Here is a 16,970-nt window from a genome sequence, read left to right on the forward strand (position 1 = left end):
GATTGTCCAATTTTTGCTTGGATTCGTGACATTTTTTTGACAATGCACTTGGATTTGAATATTTTTTATATAAAAGGAGAATATGATGAACAAAGTTTGGATTCTGCTGTTCGCTTTGGTTGCTATGGTAAATGCAGCCGACAGCTTGTCATTCGTAATACATGCCGACCAGAATGGCGGAACAGGATTGAAGTATGAGTACAAAAATTGTACTGCTACAAAGTGCATTCTTTTTTGGCAGGATTCCATAAAGCGCGAAGGCTATATTTTCCAAGGATGGACGTTGCAAAAAGATGCCCTTGACACTTTTTATGTTGCAGGGTCCAGAATAGAACTGCCGTCTGTTGCAGACGGCGACACCATAACTTTTTATGCGAAATGGTTTGAAGTCAAAAAACCGAAGAAGGTGAATGGGTGCTACCAGATTGCTAATGCCAACGAACTTTACGGATTGGCATACACCGTAAACGGGCAAGACAGTTTTGAAGAAGAAAGCAATATATGCGCTGAATTGATTGCGGATATTGTGGTGAACAAGAATGTCTTGGATTCCAAGGATTCACTGGCTGCGGATGCGAAACGACTGTTGCAATGGCTCCCCATAGGTAATTCTTACCATCATTTTTCAGGGCGAATCAACGGAAAGGGCCATACTATTAGTGGTTTGTATTTTGACAATTCTCAGCAAGGTGTTATAGCGCTTGTGGGGTACGCTAAGGACAGTGTTATCATTGATAGTTTGGGTATAGTTGATTCTTATTTTGTTGGTGAGAATTCGATTGCCGGATTTGTTGGCGGCACAAGCACGCATACGAAAGTCGCTATCAACAATTCCTATGTCCACATGACAATTAAAGGAAATATGGCTGGCGGCCTTGTAGGCATGGTGCGGGATTCGTCTTCTGTTTCCGTAAGTCGATCTCATTATTCAGGCTTGTTGACCCATTATAATAAAGTTTATGAACTGGGCGGTTTAATTGAATGTGTCGGGCCAAAGTCTGTGATACAGATAAAAGATTCCTACAACGAAGGATATGTCTATACGTCTTATCACGAATCTTTAAGCGATTCTGTTATCGTGGGAGGCCTTATTGGAAGTGTAGGGGAGCTGAGCGGTATATTTACCCCTAATGAAAAATATATTGATACGTTGATTATCGAAAATAGTTGCAACAAGGCTCCGCTTGAAAGCAGTGGCGAGGTTGGCGGCCTTGTCGGCAGGATCTTTAGCAAATATAGCGTTATCAAAAATTCGTACAATACGGGTGAATTGAACGGCCTGACGTCTGTTGGCGGGCTTGTTGAGTATATGAGCGGGACGATGGTAATGTCTAATTCCTATAATAGCGGTGCGCTTCGGGGTGGTAAAAAAGTTGCCGGGTTAATTGCTCGTATAGAGGACTCCGACCTGAATATTTCTACCTCGTATAATACCGGCAATGTGGTTGCTTTTGACAGGGGTGGTTACGTGAGTCCAGACGCAAGCGGTCTTATTGGAATCCTGAGCGAAAGTAAAGTGAAGGTCGCCAATTCGTACAATCAAGGTTCAGTACAAGAAGAATATGGTGAGCGTACGCTTAAAGGTGCAGGATTGATAAAAACCCAGAATGTGGGGGCTTCTTTCAAAAATTCTTATACTGTAGGCAGCGCCTTGGCTTACGATGCGCTGCTGACTTGCCAAAATTGCGAGTTTCCTGACATGTTCGAAAATGTCTTTTACGAAACGCTGACGGCTGACGATTCTGTTGTTGCGCATGCTCCGGAGGATTTTACCAATGGGACAATTGCGTACTTGTTGAACAGTTTCCGTGGTGATGGCGTGAATGGCCAGGTATGGGGCCAGAAGGTCGGCACGGATCCGTATCCGGTCTTGAACGGTGCTGGCGTTGAAGGGTATAATCCGGGCAAAACTGCTATAAGGGCCATGAAGGGTCCCGCTAAAAAGGCGAAATTCGGCATTTATGACGTTAAGGGCCGTTTCATCCCGAATATGAACCCTAGACATCGCTTCCAGAAATTTCTATTATTGCCCCCGCAACGGTAAAACACCGTCGCAGACATAGACAAATAAACCAAGTGGCTGGCCAGATGGGTAGGCTTGGGCACGACAACCGCGAGGAAAGTGGTTGCGCTCGAAGCCGAGAGGTTTGGTGGCCCGAAAGGAAAAAATGAGTCAAAGAATCGTATGCAAGTTCGGCGGCAGCTCTGTCGCCGATGCCGGCCAGTTCAAGAAGATCAAGGCCATCGTTGAATCCGACAAGAACCGCAAGGTCATCGTCGTTTCCGCCCCCGGCAAGCGCAATCCTAAGGAAACCAAGCTTACCGACCTCCTCTACAGCACCTACGACCTCGCCTCCAAGGGCCTCGACTTCTCGACCCCGTGGAACCTGATCCGTCAGCGCTATGACGAAATCTGCAAGGACCTCGGTCTCGAAGACAAGCTGACCGAAGACCTGGACAGTCTCGAGGACAAGCTCAAGAACCACCCCGAATCCGTGAGCACGGACTTCCTCGTGAGCCGTGGCGAATTCCTGTGCGCACGCCTCATGGCCAAGTACCTGGGCGCAAACTTCGTCGACACCTTCCCGCTGATTACCTTCGACGACAAGTACCGCATTACGCCGAAGACCTACGAAGATATCGCGAAGACCTTGTCTGACGAAAACCAGCTTTACGTGCTGCCGGGCTTCTATGGTAGCAACCTCCGTGGCGAAGTCAAGACCTTCAGCCGTGGCGGTTCCGACATCACGGGCGCAATCCTTGCCAACGGCATCGATGCCGCCAAGTACGAAAACTGGACCGACGTTTCGGGCATGCTCATGGCTGACCCGCGCATCGTCGAAAATCCGCTGCCCATCGAATACGTGAGCTACCGCGAAATCCGCGAACTTGCCTACTCCGGCGCAAGCGTGCTCCACGACGAATCCATCGCCCCGTGCCGCGCGAAGAAGATTCCTATCAACATCCGCAACACGAACCGCCCGCAGGATCCGGGTACCATCATCGGCCCCACTCCGGAAGAAGCAAAGCTCCCGATTACGGGTGTTGCCGGCCGTAAGGGCTTCTCGATGATTTACATCGAAAAGTCCATGATGAACAAGGAAGTCGGTTTCGGCCGCCGCGTGCTCGCCGTGCTCGAAAGCGAAGGCCTCTCCTACGAACTGTGCCCGAGCGCCATCGACTCCATGAGCATCGTAGTGGATAGCAAGGCCCTCGACGCCGTGCAGGACGTGGTCCTCGAAGACATCACGCAGCAGATGCGCCCCGACCGTATCAAGGTGTTCCCGGGTATCTCGCTGATTGCAACCGTGGGTCATGGCATGACGAACAAGATCGGTGTGGCTGCAAAGCTCTTCACCGCTCTCGCCGAGAACAAGGTGAACGTCCGCATTATCGACCAGGGTTCTTCGCAGATCAACATCATCACTGGTGTTGACGAAGCCGACACCGAGAAGGCCATCAAGGCCATCTACGGCGCCTTCGTGAAGTGACACCTTCGGTGTCATCCTGAGTGAGGCGCGAAGCGCTGAATCGAAGGATCTGCCTTTACCGCCCCCGACCTTAACGGCCGGGGGCTATTTTTCTAAAATTGATGTATTCATATGAGTAATTTGTTTAAAGTGGTTCTTCTGTTTTCTTGCGTTTTGTTTGCGCAGGTAGTGCCTGCGCCCGTTGATTCTTTGTCGCAGGAAGATGACGAGGAAGAAACTGCAAAAGAACATCATTTGATTTATTATGATTATGAATTATTTTTTGGTGACCAGTATTATCTAGACGGGAAACCCGTAGACGACTTGTCTGAGATAAGGGAAATTTTGCTTGCGAACGAAAATTCCAGGCATTCTGCCAAGGTTTCGAATGTGCTTATGGGAGTTGCATATGTATTTGGAGGGGTGGCAGGTTTTTTGCTTGGATATGGGCTTATCCAGGATCCTCCTTATCGCAACTACATGTTGATTGGTTCTGCCGCTTCTTTTACTATAGGTGTTGTCGGTGCAGGAATCTCATCGAATTACCTTGAAAAAGCGATTGACGAATATTGGTAGGTGAAATAATGCGTTCTATTGTTTTGTTGCCTTTGATTTCCTTGGTGGCCTTGATTACAGCCTGTTCCGAGTCATTCACCGATCCGCGTGACGGGCAAAGTTACGACATCGTACAAATCGGTTCGCAGACCTGGATGACTGAGAATTTGAATTACGAAGTCGAGGGGAGCGCGTGCCCCGAAGGTGAGAATCGCAATTGCTCCAAGTACGGGCGGCTCTACACTTGGGATATGGCCCGCACCGTATGCCCCGAAGGCTGGCACTTGCCCGACAGCGCAGACTTCGAAAAACTGATGGCAAGCGTCGGTGGCGCCGATGTGGCAGGCTATGCGCTCAAGTCGACAAGCGGCTGGTTCAAGAAAGGGAACGGCTCAGATGATCATGGCTTTAATGCACTGCCCGCTGGTTACAGGCAGGGCAACGGCAAGTTTGACGGCATCGGCGGCTATGCGCACATCTGGAGCGCCGTTGAAACACCTGACGGCCTCGCTTACTACATGCTCCTAGATTTCAGCATCAAGGCCGCCAAGCTCAGCGCCTTCGGCAAGGATGAAGCAAGATCCGTTAGGTGCGTGAAGTAGTTATTTCTTCTGCTTGCTTTTCAAAGGGATTTTATTTTCCTTTAAAGCAGTAACTGCATCGGATGCGAGTTTTTTTACTGCTTCAGTATGATCTTGAATTAATTTTCTTAGTAGAGGGACATATGGTTGCAGTTTTTCTTTGCACAAATCTCCTGTAATACCAAGAAATGGAAATAGTTTAGATAGCAACATCCAATCGGTTTTATTTGTAGGAGAGTCCGATTCAATTTTATCTAACACGTGTGTGAGATTGGATGAGAAATCGGGATCTTCTAGTTGTTTTTTTGCATTTTCTGGAATGTGATTGCTAATCACATTCAAAGTGTGCTTTAATTGAGTGTCTATTCCTTTTACATTAAATTCCTTTCTCAGAGAATCTTTGTACGGATCTAGTTTGCGTGCGAAAATTTGTTCTATGGGCTCTTTAATTTCTGGATTCTCTAGTATGGGAATCAGATTCTTAAATTTCCCTAAATCAAAGCCTTTTTTATATTCTTCTTTTCTTAGAATCAATTTTGAAAGGTCGTCAAGTTTTTCTTCAGGCATCCATTCGAATGAATTTCCTAATTGGGTGTATTGGTCTATCCACTTATTGGGATGTTTAGCACCATTATGCGCTAACAGATTAGGATTGTTAAGAATACGTTCAAGAACTTTACTGAAGAAGTGATATTTTTCATCATAAGCAAAGCGCCCGAACGGAATAGAAAATGCTAACGCTTTATCTTGCTGCGTCCAGTTTTCCAAATTCTTTGTGAGAAGTTCTTGATAGTTATTGGAATTAAATAATGTTTGGTGAAATAGTTCGTCGTATTTTTTCTTGCACTCATCTTGATATTCTCTTCCAAGATAATTGCATACAATTGCAACGCATATGTTCTTGACGCGTTGTTCTTCTTGATATGATATACAATCATGAATATATTTATCCCATTCTTGATTGTACTTAGATTGATCAGGGAATAATTGAGCTAAAGATCGACCGAATTCTCTTATCTGAGATTCATTTTGAGGGATATAATTGCGGATTTGGAGAAAATAGTCTTTTATACATAGAGGAGCTAACTCTATGTAGGTTTTATCATGACTTAACGGCTCAAGCGTAAGGGTGCTTTTCCATGGGCTTTTAGGAAATTTGCCTAACTTCTGTTTCTTTTGGGCTTCTTCAACAATCTGTTTGAGTATGTCAACGGCATTGACTCCGCCATTTTCATTGGCAACAGGCAAATAACCGATTTCATAGAAGGTTTTGTTGTTTCCCCATACGGTAGCCTTTGTTCCGAGCCCAAGAACGGAAGCGATTAAATTCAAAAATTCCCAAAAATTAGGGAAAAGCGTGTATTTTGTGCCTGCTGGTTTGCTCATATTGATTTTCGTTTTTAAAGAGAACGTTTACTTCGGAATTATATAATTTAGGAGCTATTCTCTAAAAAAGCGGGGTACGAATGTATTTTTTGAGGAGAACCTGAACTTATTTCCAGTTTTCCTGCGATTCTTCGTTTTCTACACGCTTTATGACTTTTTTGTGGAAATCATTCCAGAAGTCTATTCCGAATTTTCTTATGACGGCCCTTTTGGCATCGGAATTTTGTTTGCCTACGACAAGGCCTTCGTTCTCAAAAAGATAATTCCGTAAGGCGTTCAAGTATGCTAGCGCTTTCGCTAGTCTGGCTGCTTCTGGGTGATCATCTTCTAAAGTCTTTTGAGATGCGTTTGCCTTGGGAGGCTTTTTCCAAAATTTTTTTACCCGCTCGTAACTGAATTCAAAGTCTAAATCGTCTTCGTGTTGCGCTAACTCGTAGCGTTCCGCCGCTTTTGAAAAATCCAATTGTCTTTCCTTGAACATTTCGGAAAGATCGTTGCGAACGGCACGCCATTGTTCCGCTAGCTCTTTTTCTGCAGAGGTTAAATCTCTTTTATTGCAACGGGCAGCTGTCATTTACGAGATGCTTAATCTTGTCTTCGGGTAGTTTTTGTGAGCATTCCATATCCTGAATTGCTTTAGCGCATTTAGAAAGACGGCTGCTTTTTTCGGCAACACCACTGCATGAATGGAGACATGCGTCTAGGAGGATATACTCTACTTCGATGTCAAAACGATCACAATGAAGTTTGTTGGCTACGACAGCTCCGGCAAGTGCCGCGCCGCCTATTTTGGCTGCTTCTCCGGCAAATTTTTTCCATTTGGAGGGTTCCTCTTTTATTTCAGGAGTTTTTTCATTGCCGTCACATTTGCATTCGACTTGAGGACAGTTTGACTCTTCGTTAGAAGCGGATTGTTTAGCATGGGACTCGTTGCAGCTGCACACGAGAGCGAGGAGAGAGAGCGAAAAGGGAAATAACAGTTTTTTCATGGTAATCAATATAAATAAAAAATTGTTCTTCGGAAAAAAATTGAGGAAAAAGTGACATTTTCTTGAAAATGAGCAAAAATGGCTTTTCTAAAAAAAGATTCGTGCCCCGTTTTGCCCCTTTGGGGGGACCTAAATTTAAAGCGTATCCGGGCTGGATGCGCTTTTAACAATCCATAATCAAAAAGGATTCAACTCTATGTCAAACATCTCAAATGATTCCAAAATCAATGAAATGTGCAACGCGATGCTGAAAAGTGGTCGATGGGAACTTACCCGACACTCGAAACATCCGATTCTACGGCATCTGGCTGATGGGGCGACCAAGTTCTTCATTGTCCCATGCACGCCAAGTGACCCGCGCGCCTTTGCGAACTTCCGAAGGGATTACAATCGCTATATCCGCGCATTCCTCATCCAAACCGGCGTCATCATCGCCTAAATCACAACAAAAATAACAACAGGAGATTAGCATGTCTAAGTTTATTCCGCTTACAATCATTCCACAAAATAATTCCAAAGATTCTTTGGGGTTCTCACTCTGTTATTTCGAAGAAGAAATTTATGGTGATGGCGCTTGCGCAGTGCAAGCTGTCAAGAAAATACGAGATAGCCACAAGGATGTCGGTATTCGTTTGCGTATTCCCACTACAAGGAGCTCTTTCGATCCGGAAGAGATTCTGAGGGTCTCGAAAATCGCCAAAGAAAATGGCGTTGGCATCTCGGTATTGGTTGATTATTCGCAACTCGGCATTCTGCGTCCTATGGCGCATCTGATTACAGAGGTGGAGGTTCCCGTTGATTTCCTTGTTCCCGAATTTGTCGAAAAAAAAAATCGCGACGCCTTTGCTCAGAATATTTCGTTTGAAGGTCTTTACCGCAAGATTGAATCACTGCGTCAAGTTAACGAGAAGTTGAGCGTCAAATTCAGGACGGTAGTGAGCGAAAACAACTACACCGAAATCTTGGCGGATTCTCTTCAAAGATTCAAGAACTGCCAGTGGAAAATTTTACGACAGGATGCTTCCGGAATGCAAAAAGCCTCTGACTTCAAGTTTTTCTCGTTTCTCCGTAATAACGTTATGGATACGACGCTCTCTGTACAAGTCAAGAACTCTACGAAAGAGCGTGCCTTGGTAGTGTCTTCCAACGGGAGCCTCTGTCAGACTGAAAATGTTGAATGTATGCCTTTGAAGGGGCTTACCGAAGTATCGATGGATGATTTGTGTAGTTGGTTGGAGTTTTCTTCTGAAGACAAGGTACAAGATTGCGAAACAACCCAACTTGTATTCTCGATGAAGAAGATGTTTGGCCTCTTCACGGATGCTGATGCTTCTGATGAAATGTGGATTAATTCCATCCTTAATGGGTAGGATTTGATTCTGTAGCTACCTATAATGGAGGCTCTCATGAAAAACTCCTTCATCTACACTCCGCTTCGCGTGCTGCTTGTGAGCAGTAATTTCTGCCGCAAGAACGAGCCTCGCGAGGCTTATGGAGCCAGCTGCCTTGCCGGAGCGTTCTGGAATAGTCCTGCTAATGCTGGCGATACGCTTGACGTGTTCACCAGCGACTTGAATCGCTTTCAGAAGATGAACAGCGATTTCGATATCGACTGGAATCTCGTGGCTAGCGAGGTTGTCACCAGGGCGCTTATCGGTGGGTACAATGTGGTCGCGTTCAGCGTTTTCGGCTGGTGTGAGAAGATGGTTGCGCTCGCTGGCGCGGAACTTCGCCGACGCGTTCCGAACATCTTCATTATGCTGGGGGGAGCCTCCATTTTTGGGAGTGAAGAGGAACTTCGCAGGCGTTTTCCGTTCGCGGATATGTTTACGCTCAGCTACGGCGAAAAGATATTCGCGAATTTACGCCATTATATCAACCTGGGAGTTTCGCGTATGATGGATTTGCCCAAGTTTGGGGAACTTGAATCCCCGTATCTGTCGGGCGTCATCTCCCTTGGCGGTGGTGTTGATACCGTGCGGGCTGAAACTCGCCGCGGTTGCTCTTTCCGTTGTTCCTTCTGTAAGCATCGTGATACGCTTTCGGGAAAGGTGTACCGCATCGATAATTACGAGCGACATCTTGACGAACTCAAGTTGTTCAAGGATCGCGGGGTGAAAAAGCTGAACGTTCTGGATCCGCTCTTCAACGATTACGAAGGGCACGGGGAACAGTACCTAAAGTTGATTCGCAAAGTCGGTTTCGCTGGAAAAGTCACGCTGCAGATTCGCCCGGAACTGCTGACGGAACGCTTCATGGAAGAGGCTTCGCTGAATCCGAATGTGAGTTTCGAGATAGGCGTGCAGAGTCTTGATCCGGCTGTGTTGAAGACTATTCAGCGTGGCGGTTACAAGACCGAGGCGCAACTTCGCGAAAAGCTGGATCGTTGCAGGGAACTTGGGATCGCGACGATGGTCACCTTGATTTATGGGCTCCCGCTGCAGTCTTACGATTCTTTTGCCCGCGATATTGGGATTGTCAAGAGCTATGGTGTCGGGAAGGTGGGTGCGTTCCCCTTGCAGGTTTACGAAGGGACGAAACTTGCCGAAGATATCGGGCAATATGGCCTTACCCTGAAAGAGGATGCCTTCGGTATCCCCGAAGTGGTTGACAATCCCTCGCACGATTTCGAGAAGATGCGGAGGCTTGCGGAGACCGCCTAGAAAAAGGTTCTTTCCCCGATGCTTTGCTAGGGGAGTTTTATCTCGTGAACTTTCTCACTCTCTGGCCGGGCTGGGCTCTTGCTCCGTCCGGCTTGTAGTATTTGAGAGGGGCTAGATTGCGGTCACTGGCGTGCGCATTGGGGGCACGGCGTTTTGCGATGGCCGTGGTGCCGGTGCTGTCTGCCGATTCGGTGATGTTGAAGTAGTCAATTTGAAAATAGTTGATGGAACTCTGCCCCTTATACCCTTCCACAAGCGCCATGACATCGGTTATCTTGCCCACCTTCAGGCCGTGCTCTTCCCACTTCTTGAAGTGGGCGGTAATGTCGACGTGCCCGCTATCGCGCTTGGTGCGTCGGATGCTGAAATACTGCTTGAACGAGGAGTCGCCCTGGACGCCCATGTGACTGTTGGCGGTGTTCTGCCAGATGTCGTAGGTGTCGCCATCGACGGTGAATTCGCCGAGCCTGGTTCCGAAAGTGGATGTGTCGGCTGTATCTTTGATTATCCAGTAGTCTATGATATAGAATTCGGTTTTCGGCTCGGTGGTATTGCCTTGGATGCCAACCAGAAAATAGGGGGTGCCGAAGCCGCCGCCTTTTGTGCGAAACTTGTAGTCCGCCGCAAAGTTGCCATGCTGGTCGAAGGTCTTTGGCTCGTCGAACTTGGGACCAAAGCGCACGATAGCGTCCGCGACCTTGGAGTAAACTAAGTAGCCGCCATCATCGTAGCACTCCAAATAAGCATTGTAGCCATCGCGCCAGACTTCGTAACTGTAGTTTGTACCGTCTATCGTGCCGGAGGCGTAGTTTTCGCCCTCCGCGGGCCATGCGTTAGGACACCTTTCCGCATAGATAGTCGTAGCCAAGCCCATGGTGAGGGCGATTCCTAAACCCACTAGATTCTTCATGCTACTAATATATACTTTTTGCGGCCCGGTGGGCGTTAATTCTGCTTAACCTTCGCGCCGTTCGCCTTGAAATACTGCGAATTCTCGTTCAGGGAACGGCTGTTCTGTAAACGCCCGTTCAGGAACAATTCGCGTTTTTGCGATTTTTCGTCGCGGGCATGGGATGCGTGGCGATTTTCGCGGGGTGCTTCGTAGATGCGGGTCGGCGGCTCCACGCTTGATTTCAGTTTCCACTTTTCAAGGGAGTCGAGGCCGGCGTTTCCGAGGACGGCAAGATCGTAGGCGATGGCTTTTATGGCGCCTGCGGCGTATGCGGTGTCGAGTTGTGCGGAGATTCTCGCACTGTCGGCGAGCGCGTGCGAGTCGTCGGTGCGGAACAGTTCCATGTCGACCCAAAATTCGATTTCGTATTTTTTGCAGGCTTGCGCTACGGCGCGTTCGTAGTTGCCCACTGTCGTAGTTTCGGCATGGGCTTTGCCTGCGTCACTTGCGCCCACGCCATCTTGTACGGCGATAATGTCGGGCTTGAATCCGGCGGCAAAGAGTTCTTCGAAGAATGATTGCAACTTTTCCGACGTTTCCAGATTCTGGTTGTAGAACGGCGCGGCCATCACCTTCCAGCCCTTCGCCTGTGCGGCTTCGGTGACAGGCTTCAGGAAATGTTCCGTGAGTATTTCCGGCGTCGCATCGTCGCGTAGTCTGTCCCAGTAGTAGCGCGCGATTTCTTGCGGAATGTACACGCCTTCGACAACGCTCTCGCTCCCGTATAGCGAATGGATTTCTTCGAGTACCTTCAGGTTCCTTGACGCGAGCGTATCGAGTTGCTCGGCGGTTGGCGGGGTGTACCAATTTTCGCCATTGTAGTAGAGCCCGAGCCAAATCTTGGTTCCGGCCGTTTTGGCGGCCTCGATGCTTTTCGGGAACAGCTGATTGTTTTTGTATTGGGTATCTTGCAGAAACTCTAGTTCCGAAGGATAATACAGGTGTGTCGCTTCGACGGCGGCGTATTGCAAAACGACTTCGTCCATGCCGAGCGCGTGTAAGCGCTGGTGCATGTGCGTAATGGAATCTTGCGACTGGTAGGCGGTTGTCCAGCCTGCATCAAAAACGCCCGCGATTCCAGCGGCGTTTGCGCCGACAGCTCCGCACAAGAGTGCGGAGAATGCTAAGCGAGATATTGATCGCAAGGTGAACATGCTCCCCAAAAAATCAAGGAACCCCTAGGCGCGAGCTTCTGCGTGTTCCTTCAATTCCAAATAGAACTTACTTTTGGCGGTCAAATAGTACGGATACAGCCATAGGCACGCTATGCCGAGCGTAAAGGTGCTCAGCAGCCACCAAGCCCAGAAACGGGCCTGCAGACAGAAAAATTCCCAGCGGTGGCCGTACATCATTTCTTTGCTTGCGGTAATGGCTTGCAGCGGAGTGTATTCGGGATGTTCGACGAGGATCAATTCCGTCATCGTGTAGGAATACGATTTCATGATGCCGGGAACGATCAAAAGAAGGAACCACAGCAGAAGCATGAGGTATTGGAGAATTTCTGTCGCGATGATTTTCAGGAAGTATCCTATGCTGCGGTATCCCCAAAACAGTCGTGCGTAAGAAGGTTTGATCTTAAGCGCTATATCCAAATAGCAAGCGATAAGGCCGATCCACAAAACCCATGTAAACGGCGTGCAGATGATTTCCCAGGCATAGTAGAGCGCGGAGCCTTCTTCCATAAAGAGCTGAGGGACCGAAATCCCCATAACGACTGCCAGGAATAGTAATAAAACCAGAGCCCCGTAAAGCCAGTGGCCGCCCATTGCGTTCCAGGCAAATTCTTTGATTTCTTTGTTATCCATATATAATCCCTTCTTATAGTGTTGCTATGGCAAAAACATAATAAATTGATATTAGCTATTTTTGAGTTATGCCAGAAAAGTTTTCAAAATGGGTGGCTTGCTGGGGCAACGCTACCTCTATTACAGACCGCAAAGAAGCAACTTACGCAAAAGACTTGACGCTGCGCTATCCGATTCGCGCCTGTTTTTCGGGAAGCAAGTTGCGGTTCCACTTTTCAAACCTCACCGGCACGGAACCGGTGACAATTACTGAGGCTTATGTCGCGAAGGCCGCGCATGAATACGCGCCGACTCCCGTTACGTTCGGTGGCTGCACCACGACGAGTATCCCTGCGGGTGAAGAAATCTTGAGCGACGAAATCGCCTTTGATGTAATTGCTGGCGAAACCTTTGAAGTGAGCATGTACTTCGGCGATTTTACGCAGATGAACGCCGGTACGGCTATAACGGGCCCGCTTTCGGGCGGCAAGTACAGTTACGGCAATTTTGCGAAGAGCGCTACTCTTCCGGACGATCTCACGCGTAAAACTAACTGGATTTATTTCCTCAATACCGTCGACATTCTGACTGAAGAAAAAAACTTTGCGCTTGTGTGCTTTGGGGATTCCATTACGGCGCAAGACTGGCCGGATTATCTGACGCTGCGCTGCGCCCGCGATGGTTTCAACAACGTTGCGATTATTCGCCGCGCTGTAAGCGGTACAAGAATCTTGCGTGAATACAGCTGCATTACTTATGCGGCTTATGGCTTGAAAGGCGCTACGCGTTTCCCCATCGAAATGAATGTGGCCGGAGCCCGCTCGGTCATTGTGCAGCATGGCATTAACGATATTATTCACCCGGTCGGTGTCGAAGTCAACAAGTTCCGCCCCTGGAGCGATATGCCCACGGCCAATGACTTGATTGACGGAGTCCGCTCTCTTTACATTACGCATGCGAGAAAGCTCGGCCTCAAAGTTTATAGCGGAACGCTTTTGCCGATATACGGTTGGCGCACCTACAACGAAAATCGCGACATTATCCGCATGGCTTTTAACGAATGGCTGAGAACCGCTCCTGAATTCGATGGTTGTGTGGATTTTGACAAGGCTGTCCGTGGTCACGATGACCCGAAAAGATTTGCCGACAACTTTGATTCGGGCGATCACCTTCACCCCAGCGCCAAGGCGTACGAAGCAATGGCGGAATGTGTTCCTGAAGAACTGCTGAAATAAATGCTTATGAAAAATCTTGCGAGAAAAATTTTCGTCTGTGTCGGACTTGTGGCCTCTTTTATGCTGGCAGCGTGCGGTGGCGGCTCTTCTGTAGATGAGAATGCTGTTGGCAGTGAATATTCTGTGGAATCGGGTACGCTCAGAGATTTGCGAGACAACCAGACTTATAATGTGGCTGTTATCGGTAAACAAACTTGGATGGCTGAAAATCTGAATTACGAGACGGAAAGCAGCGTTCAGTATCCTGACTACGACGGAAATTCCCGAGAAAAGTATGGTCGCCTCTACCATTGGGAAGAAGCAATGACCGTATGCCCGACTGGCTGGCGTCTGCCTGAAGAATCCGATTGGAATGCCTTGCTTGCGTTTATTGGCGATTCAACTACTGCGGGCACGAGGCTCAAGGCGACGCATGATTGGGACAAGCATAAAAGTGATGTTGCTGGTACGGACCAGTACGGCTTTGCCGCATTACCTGGAGGTGCTTCCCATGTGAATGGATACGGCGTCAGATCTTTCAGCGATAACGGAGCGTTCTTCTGGAGCGCTACCGAGAGCAGTGATGTAAGGGCCATTCTCTTCGTGATGCATTTCGAAAAAGAAATCGTTGAAAGCGCTCACTTTCCCAAGGAGACTTGGCTTAGCGTTCGCTGCATCAAGAAGGATTAGCTAACAAATCGTCTTTAATGCGTCTTCTGCAATCTGCTTGGGCGTGAGGCGGTTCCTTTCCATCAACTCGCCGTAGGGCACCTTGTCGTAGAATTCCTTCTTGAGACCTTTCACGAGTACGCGCATGTCGGTGTTGCCGTAGAAGCGTGCAATCTTTTCGCCGAAGCCACCGTCGATAACGCCGTTTTCGAGCGTTACGACCACCTGATGGTCAGCGCACAGTCCTTCCAACACTTCGCGGTCCACACCCGTTGCAAATCGCGGGTTGATGATCGTCGCGTCGATTCCTTGCTTTGCAAGTTCTGCCGCGGCTTCTTCGGCGAGGGCATAGTAGCTGCCGAGACCGATTAATGCCACCTTGCTCCCGCGCTTGTCAACCTTGAATGTGTTCAGCTTGGAATAATCCGAGTCGAATTTTACGCTGCGGTGTGCGACTCCGTTCGGGATGCGGATGGCCATCGGGTGCGCGGTCTGTTCGATCGCGAAATCCATCATGGCGATTGCTTCTTCCACGCAAGTGGGGCAGAGGTACACCAGGTTCGGAATATTGCTCATCATCGGGATGTCGAAAATGCAGAGGTGCGTGGTGTCGTTCATGCCGTCGGCGCCGGACATGGTAATGAGCAGTGTGGCCGGGTTGTTGTTCGCGCACAGGTCCTGCGAAAGCTGGTCGTAGGTGCGCTGGATAAACGTGCTGTGCGTGCTGTACACGGGCTTTGCGCCGCCCTTCGCGAGTCCGGAGGCGAGTGCCACCGCGTGTTCTTCGGCGATGCCCACGTCAATGAACTGCTTGCCCGCCGCTTTACGCTGCTCGGCAAAGAAGCCGATACCTGCGGGTACTGCGGAATGGATTACGACGACTTTCGGGTCGGCCTTGATTTTCTTCATCAGGTATTCGCCGAGAATGTTGCCGTACGATTCGCCGTTGCCCCAGTTGACGACACCGGTCGGGATGTCGAACGGTGCGGCCCAATGGAAACCTTCCTTCGCATTTTCAGCGAAGCTGTAGCCCTTGCCCTTGAGCGTGTGGATATGAACGACCACGGGCTTCGCGGAATCCTTCACCTGCTTGAATGCGGCGATAAGCGATTCGATGTCGTTACCTTGTTCTACATACAGGTAGTCAAAGCCGAGGCTCTTGAAGTAGTTGTTTTCGCTTTTGCCCTGCGTGGCGCGGAGTTCTGCGAGACTCCCATAAAGGCCGCCGTGGTTTTCGGCGATGGACATCTCGTTATCGTTCACGACTACGATAAAGTTGGTAGCGTATTCGCCGGCGTTATCAAGGCCTTCGAACGCTTCGCCGCCGCTGAGCGAACCGTCGCCGATGACGGCGATGACGTTGCCCTTTTCGCCCTTGATATCGCGGGCGGTTGCAAGCCCGAGTGCAAGGCTCACGGAAGTCGAAGTGTGGCCAATCATGAACTGGTCGTGTTCACTTTCGCAGGGTTCGGTGTAGCCGGTAACGCTCCAGTACTTTTCCGGATTCAGGAACGCCTCGGCGCGGCCAGTGAGAATCTTGTGTGTGTAACTTTGGTGGCTAACGTCATAGACAATCTTGTCCTTGGGCGATTCAAATACATAGTGCAGTGCGATGGTCGGCTCCACGAATCCGAGGTTCGGGCCCAGGTGTCCGCCGCAGTGTGAAATCTTGTTGATGAGGGCTGTGCGGATTTCAGCCGCGAGTGCCTTGAGGCTTTCCATGTCCATCTTTTTCACATCTGCAGGGGATGCAATCTTTTCCATCAGCATAAAGTACCGCCTAGGGGTTTAAAGTGATTCAAGATAAATATACAACAAAGGGGGTGTTTTTCGCCCTCAAAAAAGAAAATTTTTGGTTCGTTCTGGAAACAGGGGCTATAAAAAAGTGTATATTCTTTTCGAGACACTTCAACCAAGAGAGGAATTTATGGCAAACAAGTACGCCGGAACCCAGACCGAAAAGAACCTCCAGGCCGCCTTCGCAGGCGAATCCCAGGCTCGCAACAAGTACACCTACTTTGCAAGCTGCGCCAAGAAAGAAGGCTTCGAACAGATCGCAGAAATCTTCCTGAAGACAGCCGAAAACGAAAAGGAACACGCCAAGCTGTGGTTCAAGGAATTGGACGGTATCGGTGACACCGCTGCTAACCTGAAGGCTGCTGCCGACGGCGAAAATTACGAATGGACCGACATGTACGAAGACTTCGCAAAGACTGCCGAAGCCGAAGGCTTTGCCGCTCTCGCCAAGAAGTTCCGCATGGTCGCCGCTATCGAAAAGCGCCACGAAGAACGTTACCGCGCTCTCCTCAAGAACGTGGAAACCGCGGCCGTGTTCGAAAAGAGCGAAGTCAAGGTGTGGGAATGCCGCAACTGCGGTCACATCGTAGTTGGCACCAAGGCTCCGGCCGCATGCCCCGTGTGCGCCCACCCGCAGTCCTTCTTCGAAGTGACCGCTGAAAACTATTAAGACCGCTCGGCTCTATCGCATCAACAAGAATGTGATATCGCCTCGCTCTCGCAACCACGCCTCGTTAATACGAGGCGTTTGTTGCTCACAAACAATGCTGCATTTAATAGCAACAAGAAAAACCCCGCGATTGTATCGCGGGGCGTTTTTGTAAGAACGAAAACCACCAGCTAGGCTGGTGGTTCTAAAGAAGCCTTCTGGCGGTGCTGAAAAAAAGAAATCCTTTGATTATAATTGAAA

The 16,970-nt window shown here is 48.9% G+C and carries 17 protein-coding genes; 10 read left to right on the plus strand and 7 right to left on the minus strand.

Annotation, left to right across the window (positions count from 1 at the left end):
- The first annotated feature begins 82 nt into the window (after positions 1 to 82).
- The 4 genes from BUA40_RS12500 to BUA40_RS12515 all read left to right on the plus strand — a co-directional run bounded on the left by BUA40_RS12500 (position 83) and on the right by BUA40_RS12515 (position 4,627).
- A complete protein-coding gene (locus BUA40_RS12500) occupies positions 83 to 2,044 on the plus strand; it encodes a hypothetical protein (protein ID WP_143149801.1) in 1,962 nt (653 codons plus the stop codon).
- 124 nt (positions 2,045 to 2,168) lie between these two features.
- Positions 2,169 to 3,491, plus strand: coding sequence for an aspartate kinase (locus tag BUA40_RS12505; protein WP_072801208.1), 1,323 nt, complete (start codon positions 2,169 to 2,171; stop codon positions 3,489 to 3,491).
- Positions 3,492 to 3,602: 111 nt separating this feature from the next.
- On the plus strand, positions 3,603 to 4,046 hold the full coding sequence (locus tag BUA40_RS12510; RefSeq protein ID WP_072801192.1) for a hypothetical protein: 444 nt from the start codon (positions 3,603 to 3,605) through the stop codon (positions 4,044 to 4,046).
- Positions 4,047 to 4,054: 8 nt separating this feature from the next.
- Positions 4,055 to 4,627: a fibrobacter succinogenes major paralogous domain-containing protein gene (locus tag BUA40_RS12515; protein ID WP_072801193.1), complete on the plus strand. Its 573-nt coding sequence runs from the start codon at positions 4,055 to 4,057 to the stop codon at positions 4,625 to 4,627.
- Here the strand turns inward: BUA40_RS12515 and BUA40_RS12520 are convergent, their stop codons facing one another.
- The 3 genes from BUA40_RS12520 to BUA40_RS12530 all read right to left on the minus strand — a co-directional run bounded on the left by BUA40_RS12520 (position 4,628) and on the right by BUA40_RS12530 (position 6,981).
- The gene (locus BUA40_RS12520; RefSeq protein ID WP_072801194.1) at positions 4,628 to 5,992 is read right to left on the minus strand and encodes a hypothetical protein; all 1,365 of its coding nucleotides are present in this window, start codon (positions 5,990 to 5,992) and stop codon (positions 4,628 to 4,630) included.
- A 106-nt stretch (positions 5,993 to 6,098) separates the two neighbouring features.
- Entirely contained in the window at positions 6,099 to 6,566 is a 468-nt protein-coding gene (locus tag BUA40_RS12525; RefSeq protein ID WP_072801195.1) for a hypothetical protein, read from the minus strand.
- Entirely contained in the window at positions 6,544 to 6,981 is a 438-nt protein-coding gene (locus BUA40_RS12530) for a hypothetical protein (protein ID WP_072801196.1), read from the minus strand. Before BUA40_RS12530 ends, BUA40_RS12525 begins: the two co-directional genes overlap by 23 nt.
- Before the next feature lie 196 nt (positions 6,982 to 7,177).
- Between BUA40_RS12530 and BUA40_RS12535 the strand changes: the two genes are divergently transcribed.
- Genes BUA40_RS12535 through BUA40_RS12545 form a run of 3 tightly spaced genes read left to right on the plus strand, consistent with a single transcriptional unit; the run spans position 7,178 to position 9,644 of the window.
- Entirely contained in the window at positions 7,178 to 7,420 is a 243-nt protein-coding gene (locus BUA40_RS12535; protein ID WP_072801197.1) for a hypothetical protein, read from the plus strand.
- 31 nt (positions 7,421 to 7,451) lie between these two features.
- Positions 7,452 to 8,351: a hypothetical protein gene (locus BUA40_RS12540; RefSeq protein WP_072801198.1), complete on the plus strand. Its 900-nt coding sequence runs from the start codon at positions 7,452 to 7,454 to the stop codon at positions 8,349 to 8,351.
- A 36-nt stretch (positions 8,352 to 8,387) separates the two neighbouring features.
- The gene (locus BUA40_RS12545; protein ID WP_072801199.1) at positions 8,388 to 9,644 is read left to right on the plus strand and encodes a B12-binding domain-containing radical SAM protein; all 1,257 of its coding nucleotides are present in this window, start codon (positions 8,388 to 8,390) and stop codon (positions 9,642 to 9,644) included.
- Positions 9,645 to 9,681: 37 nt separating this feature from the next.
- Here BUA40_RS12545 and BUA40_RS12550 read toward each other — a convergent pair whose 3' ends face one another.
- From BUA40_RS12550 to BUA40_RS12560, 3 genes are read right to left on the minus strand one after another with little or no spacing between them, the layout of a single operon-like run.
- A complete protein-coding gene (locus BUA40_RS12550) occupies positions 9,682 to 10,554 on the minus strand; it encodes a glycoside hydrolase family 11 protein (RefSeq protein ID WP_072801200.1) in 873 nt (290 codons plus the stop codon).
- A gap of 35 nt (positions 10,555 to 10,589) precedes the next feature.
- The gene (locus BUA40_RS12555; protein ID WP_083585404.1) at positions 10,590 to 11,750 is read right to left on the minus strand and encodes a DUF4434 domain-containing protein; all 1,161 of its coding nucleotides are present in this window, start codon (positions 11,748 to 11,750) and stop codon (positions 10,590 to 10,592) included.
- Positions 11,751 to 11,774: 24 nt separating this feature from the next.
- Positions 11,775 to 12,401, minus strand: coding sequence for a DUF975 family protein (locus BUA40_RS12560; RefSeq protein WP_072801202.1), 627 nt, complete (start codon positions 12,399 to 12,401; stop codon positions 11,775 to 11,777).
- 68 nt (positions 12,402 to 12,469) lie between these two features.
- On the opposite strand from BUA40_RS12560, the gene BUA40_RS12565 reads away from it, so the two are divergent.
- Together BUA40_RS12565 and BUA40_RS12570 are read left to right on the plus strand one after the other, a co-directional pair.
- The gene (locus BUA40_RS12565; RefSeq protein WP_072801203.1) at positions 12,470 to 13,615 is read left to right on the plus strand and encodes an SGNH/GDSL hydrolase family protein; all 1,146 of its coding nucleotides are present in this window, start codon (positions 12,470 to 12,472) and stop codon (positions 13,613 to 13,615) included.
- A gap of 60 nt (positions 13,616 to 13,675) precedes the next feature.
- On the plus strand, positions 13,676 to 14,284 hold the full coding sequence (locus BUA40_RS12570; RefSeq protein WP_178299646.1) for a fibrobacter succinogenes major paralogous domain-containing protein: 609 nt from the start codon (positions 13,676 to 13,678) through the stop codon (positions 14,282 to 14,284).
- Here BUA40_RS12570 and BUA40_RS12575 read toward each other — a convergent pair whose 3' ends face one another.
- Positions 14,285 to 16,033: a 1-deoxy-D-xylulose-5-phosphate synthase gene (locus BUA40_RS12575; protein WP_072801205.1), complete on the minus strand. Its 1,749-nt coding sequence runs from the start codon at positions 16,031 to 16,033 to the stop codon at positions 14,285 to 14,287.
- Between the two features lie 157 nt (positions 16,034 to 16,190).
- Between BUA40_RS12575 and rbr the strand changes: the two genes are divergently transcribed.
- Positions 16,191 to 16,730, plus strand: coding sequence for a rubrerythrin (gene rbr / locus BUA40_RS12580; protein WP_072801206.1), 540 nt, complete (start codon positions 16,191 to 16,193; stop codon positions 16,728 to 16,730).
- Positions 16,731 to 16,970: the final 240 nt, after the last annotated feature.

Source organism: Fibrobacter sp. UWT2, from assembly GCF_900142545.1.
Classification (GTDB): domain Bacteria; phylum Fibrobacterota; class Fibrobacteria; order Fibrobacterales; family Fibrobacteraceae; genus Fibrobacter.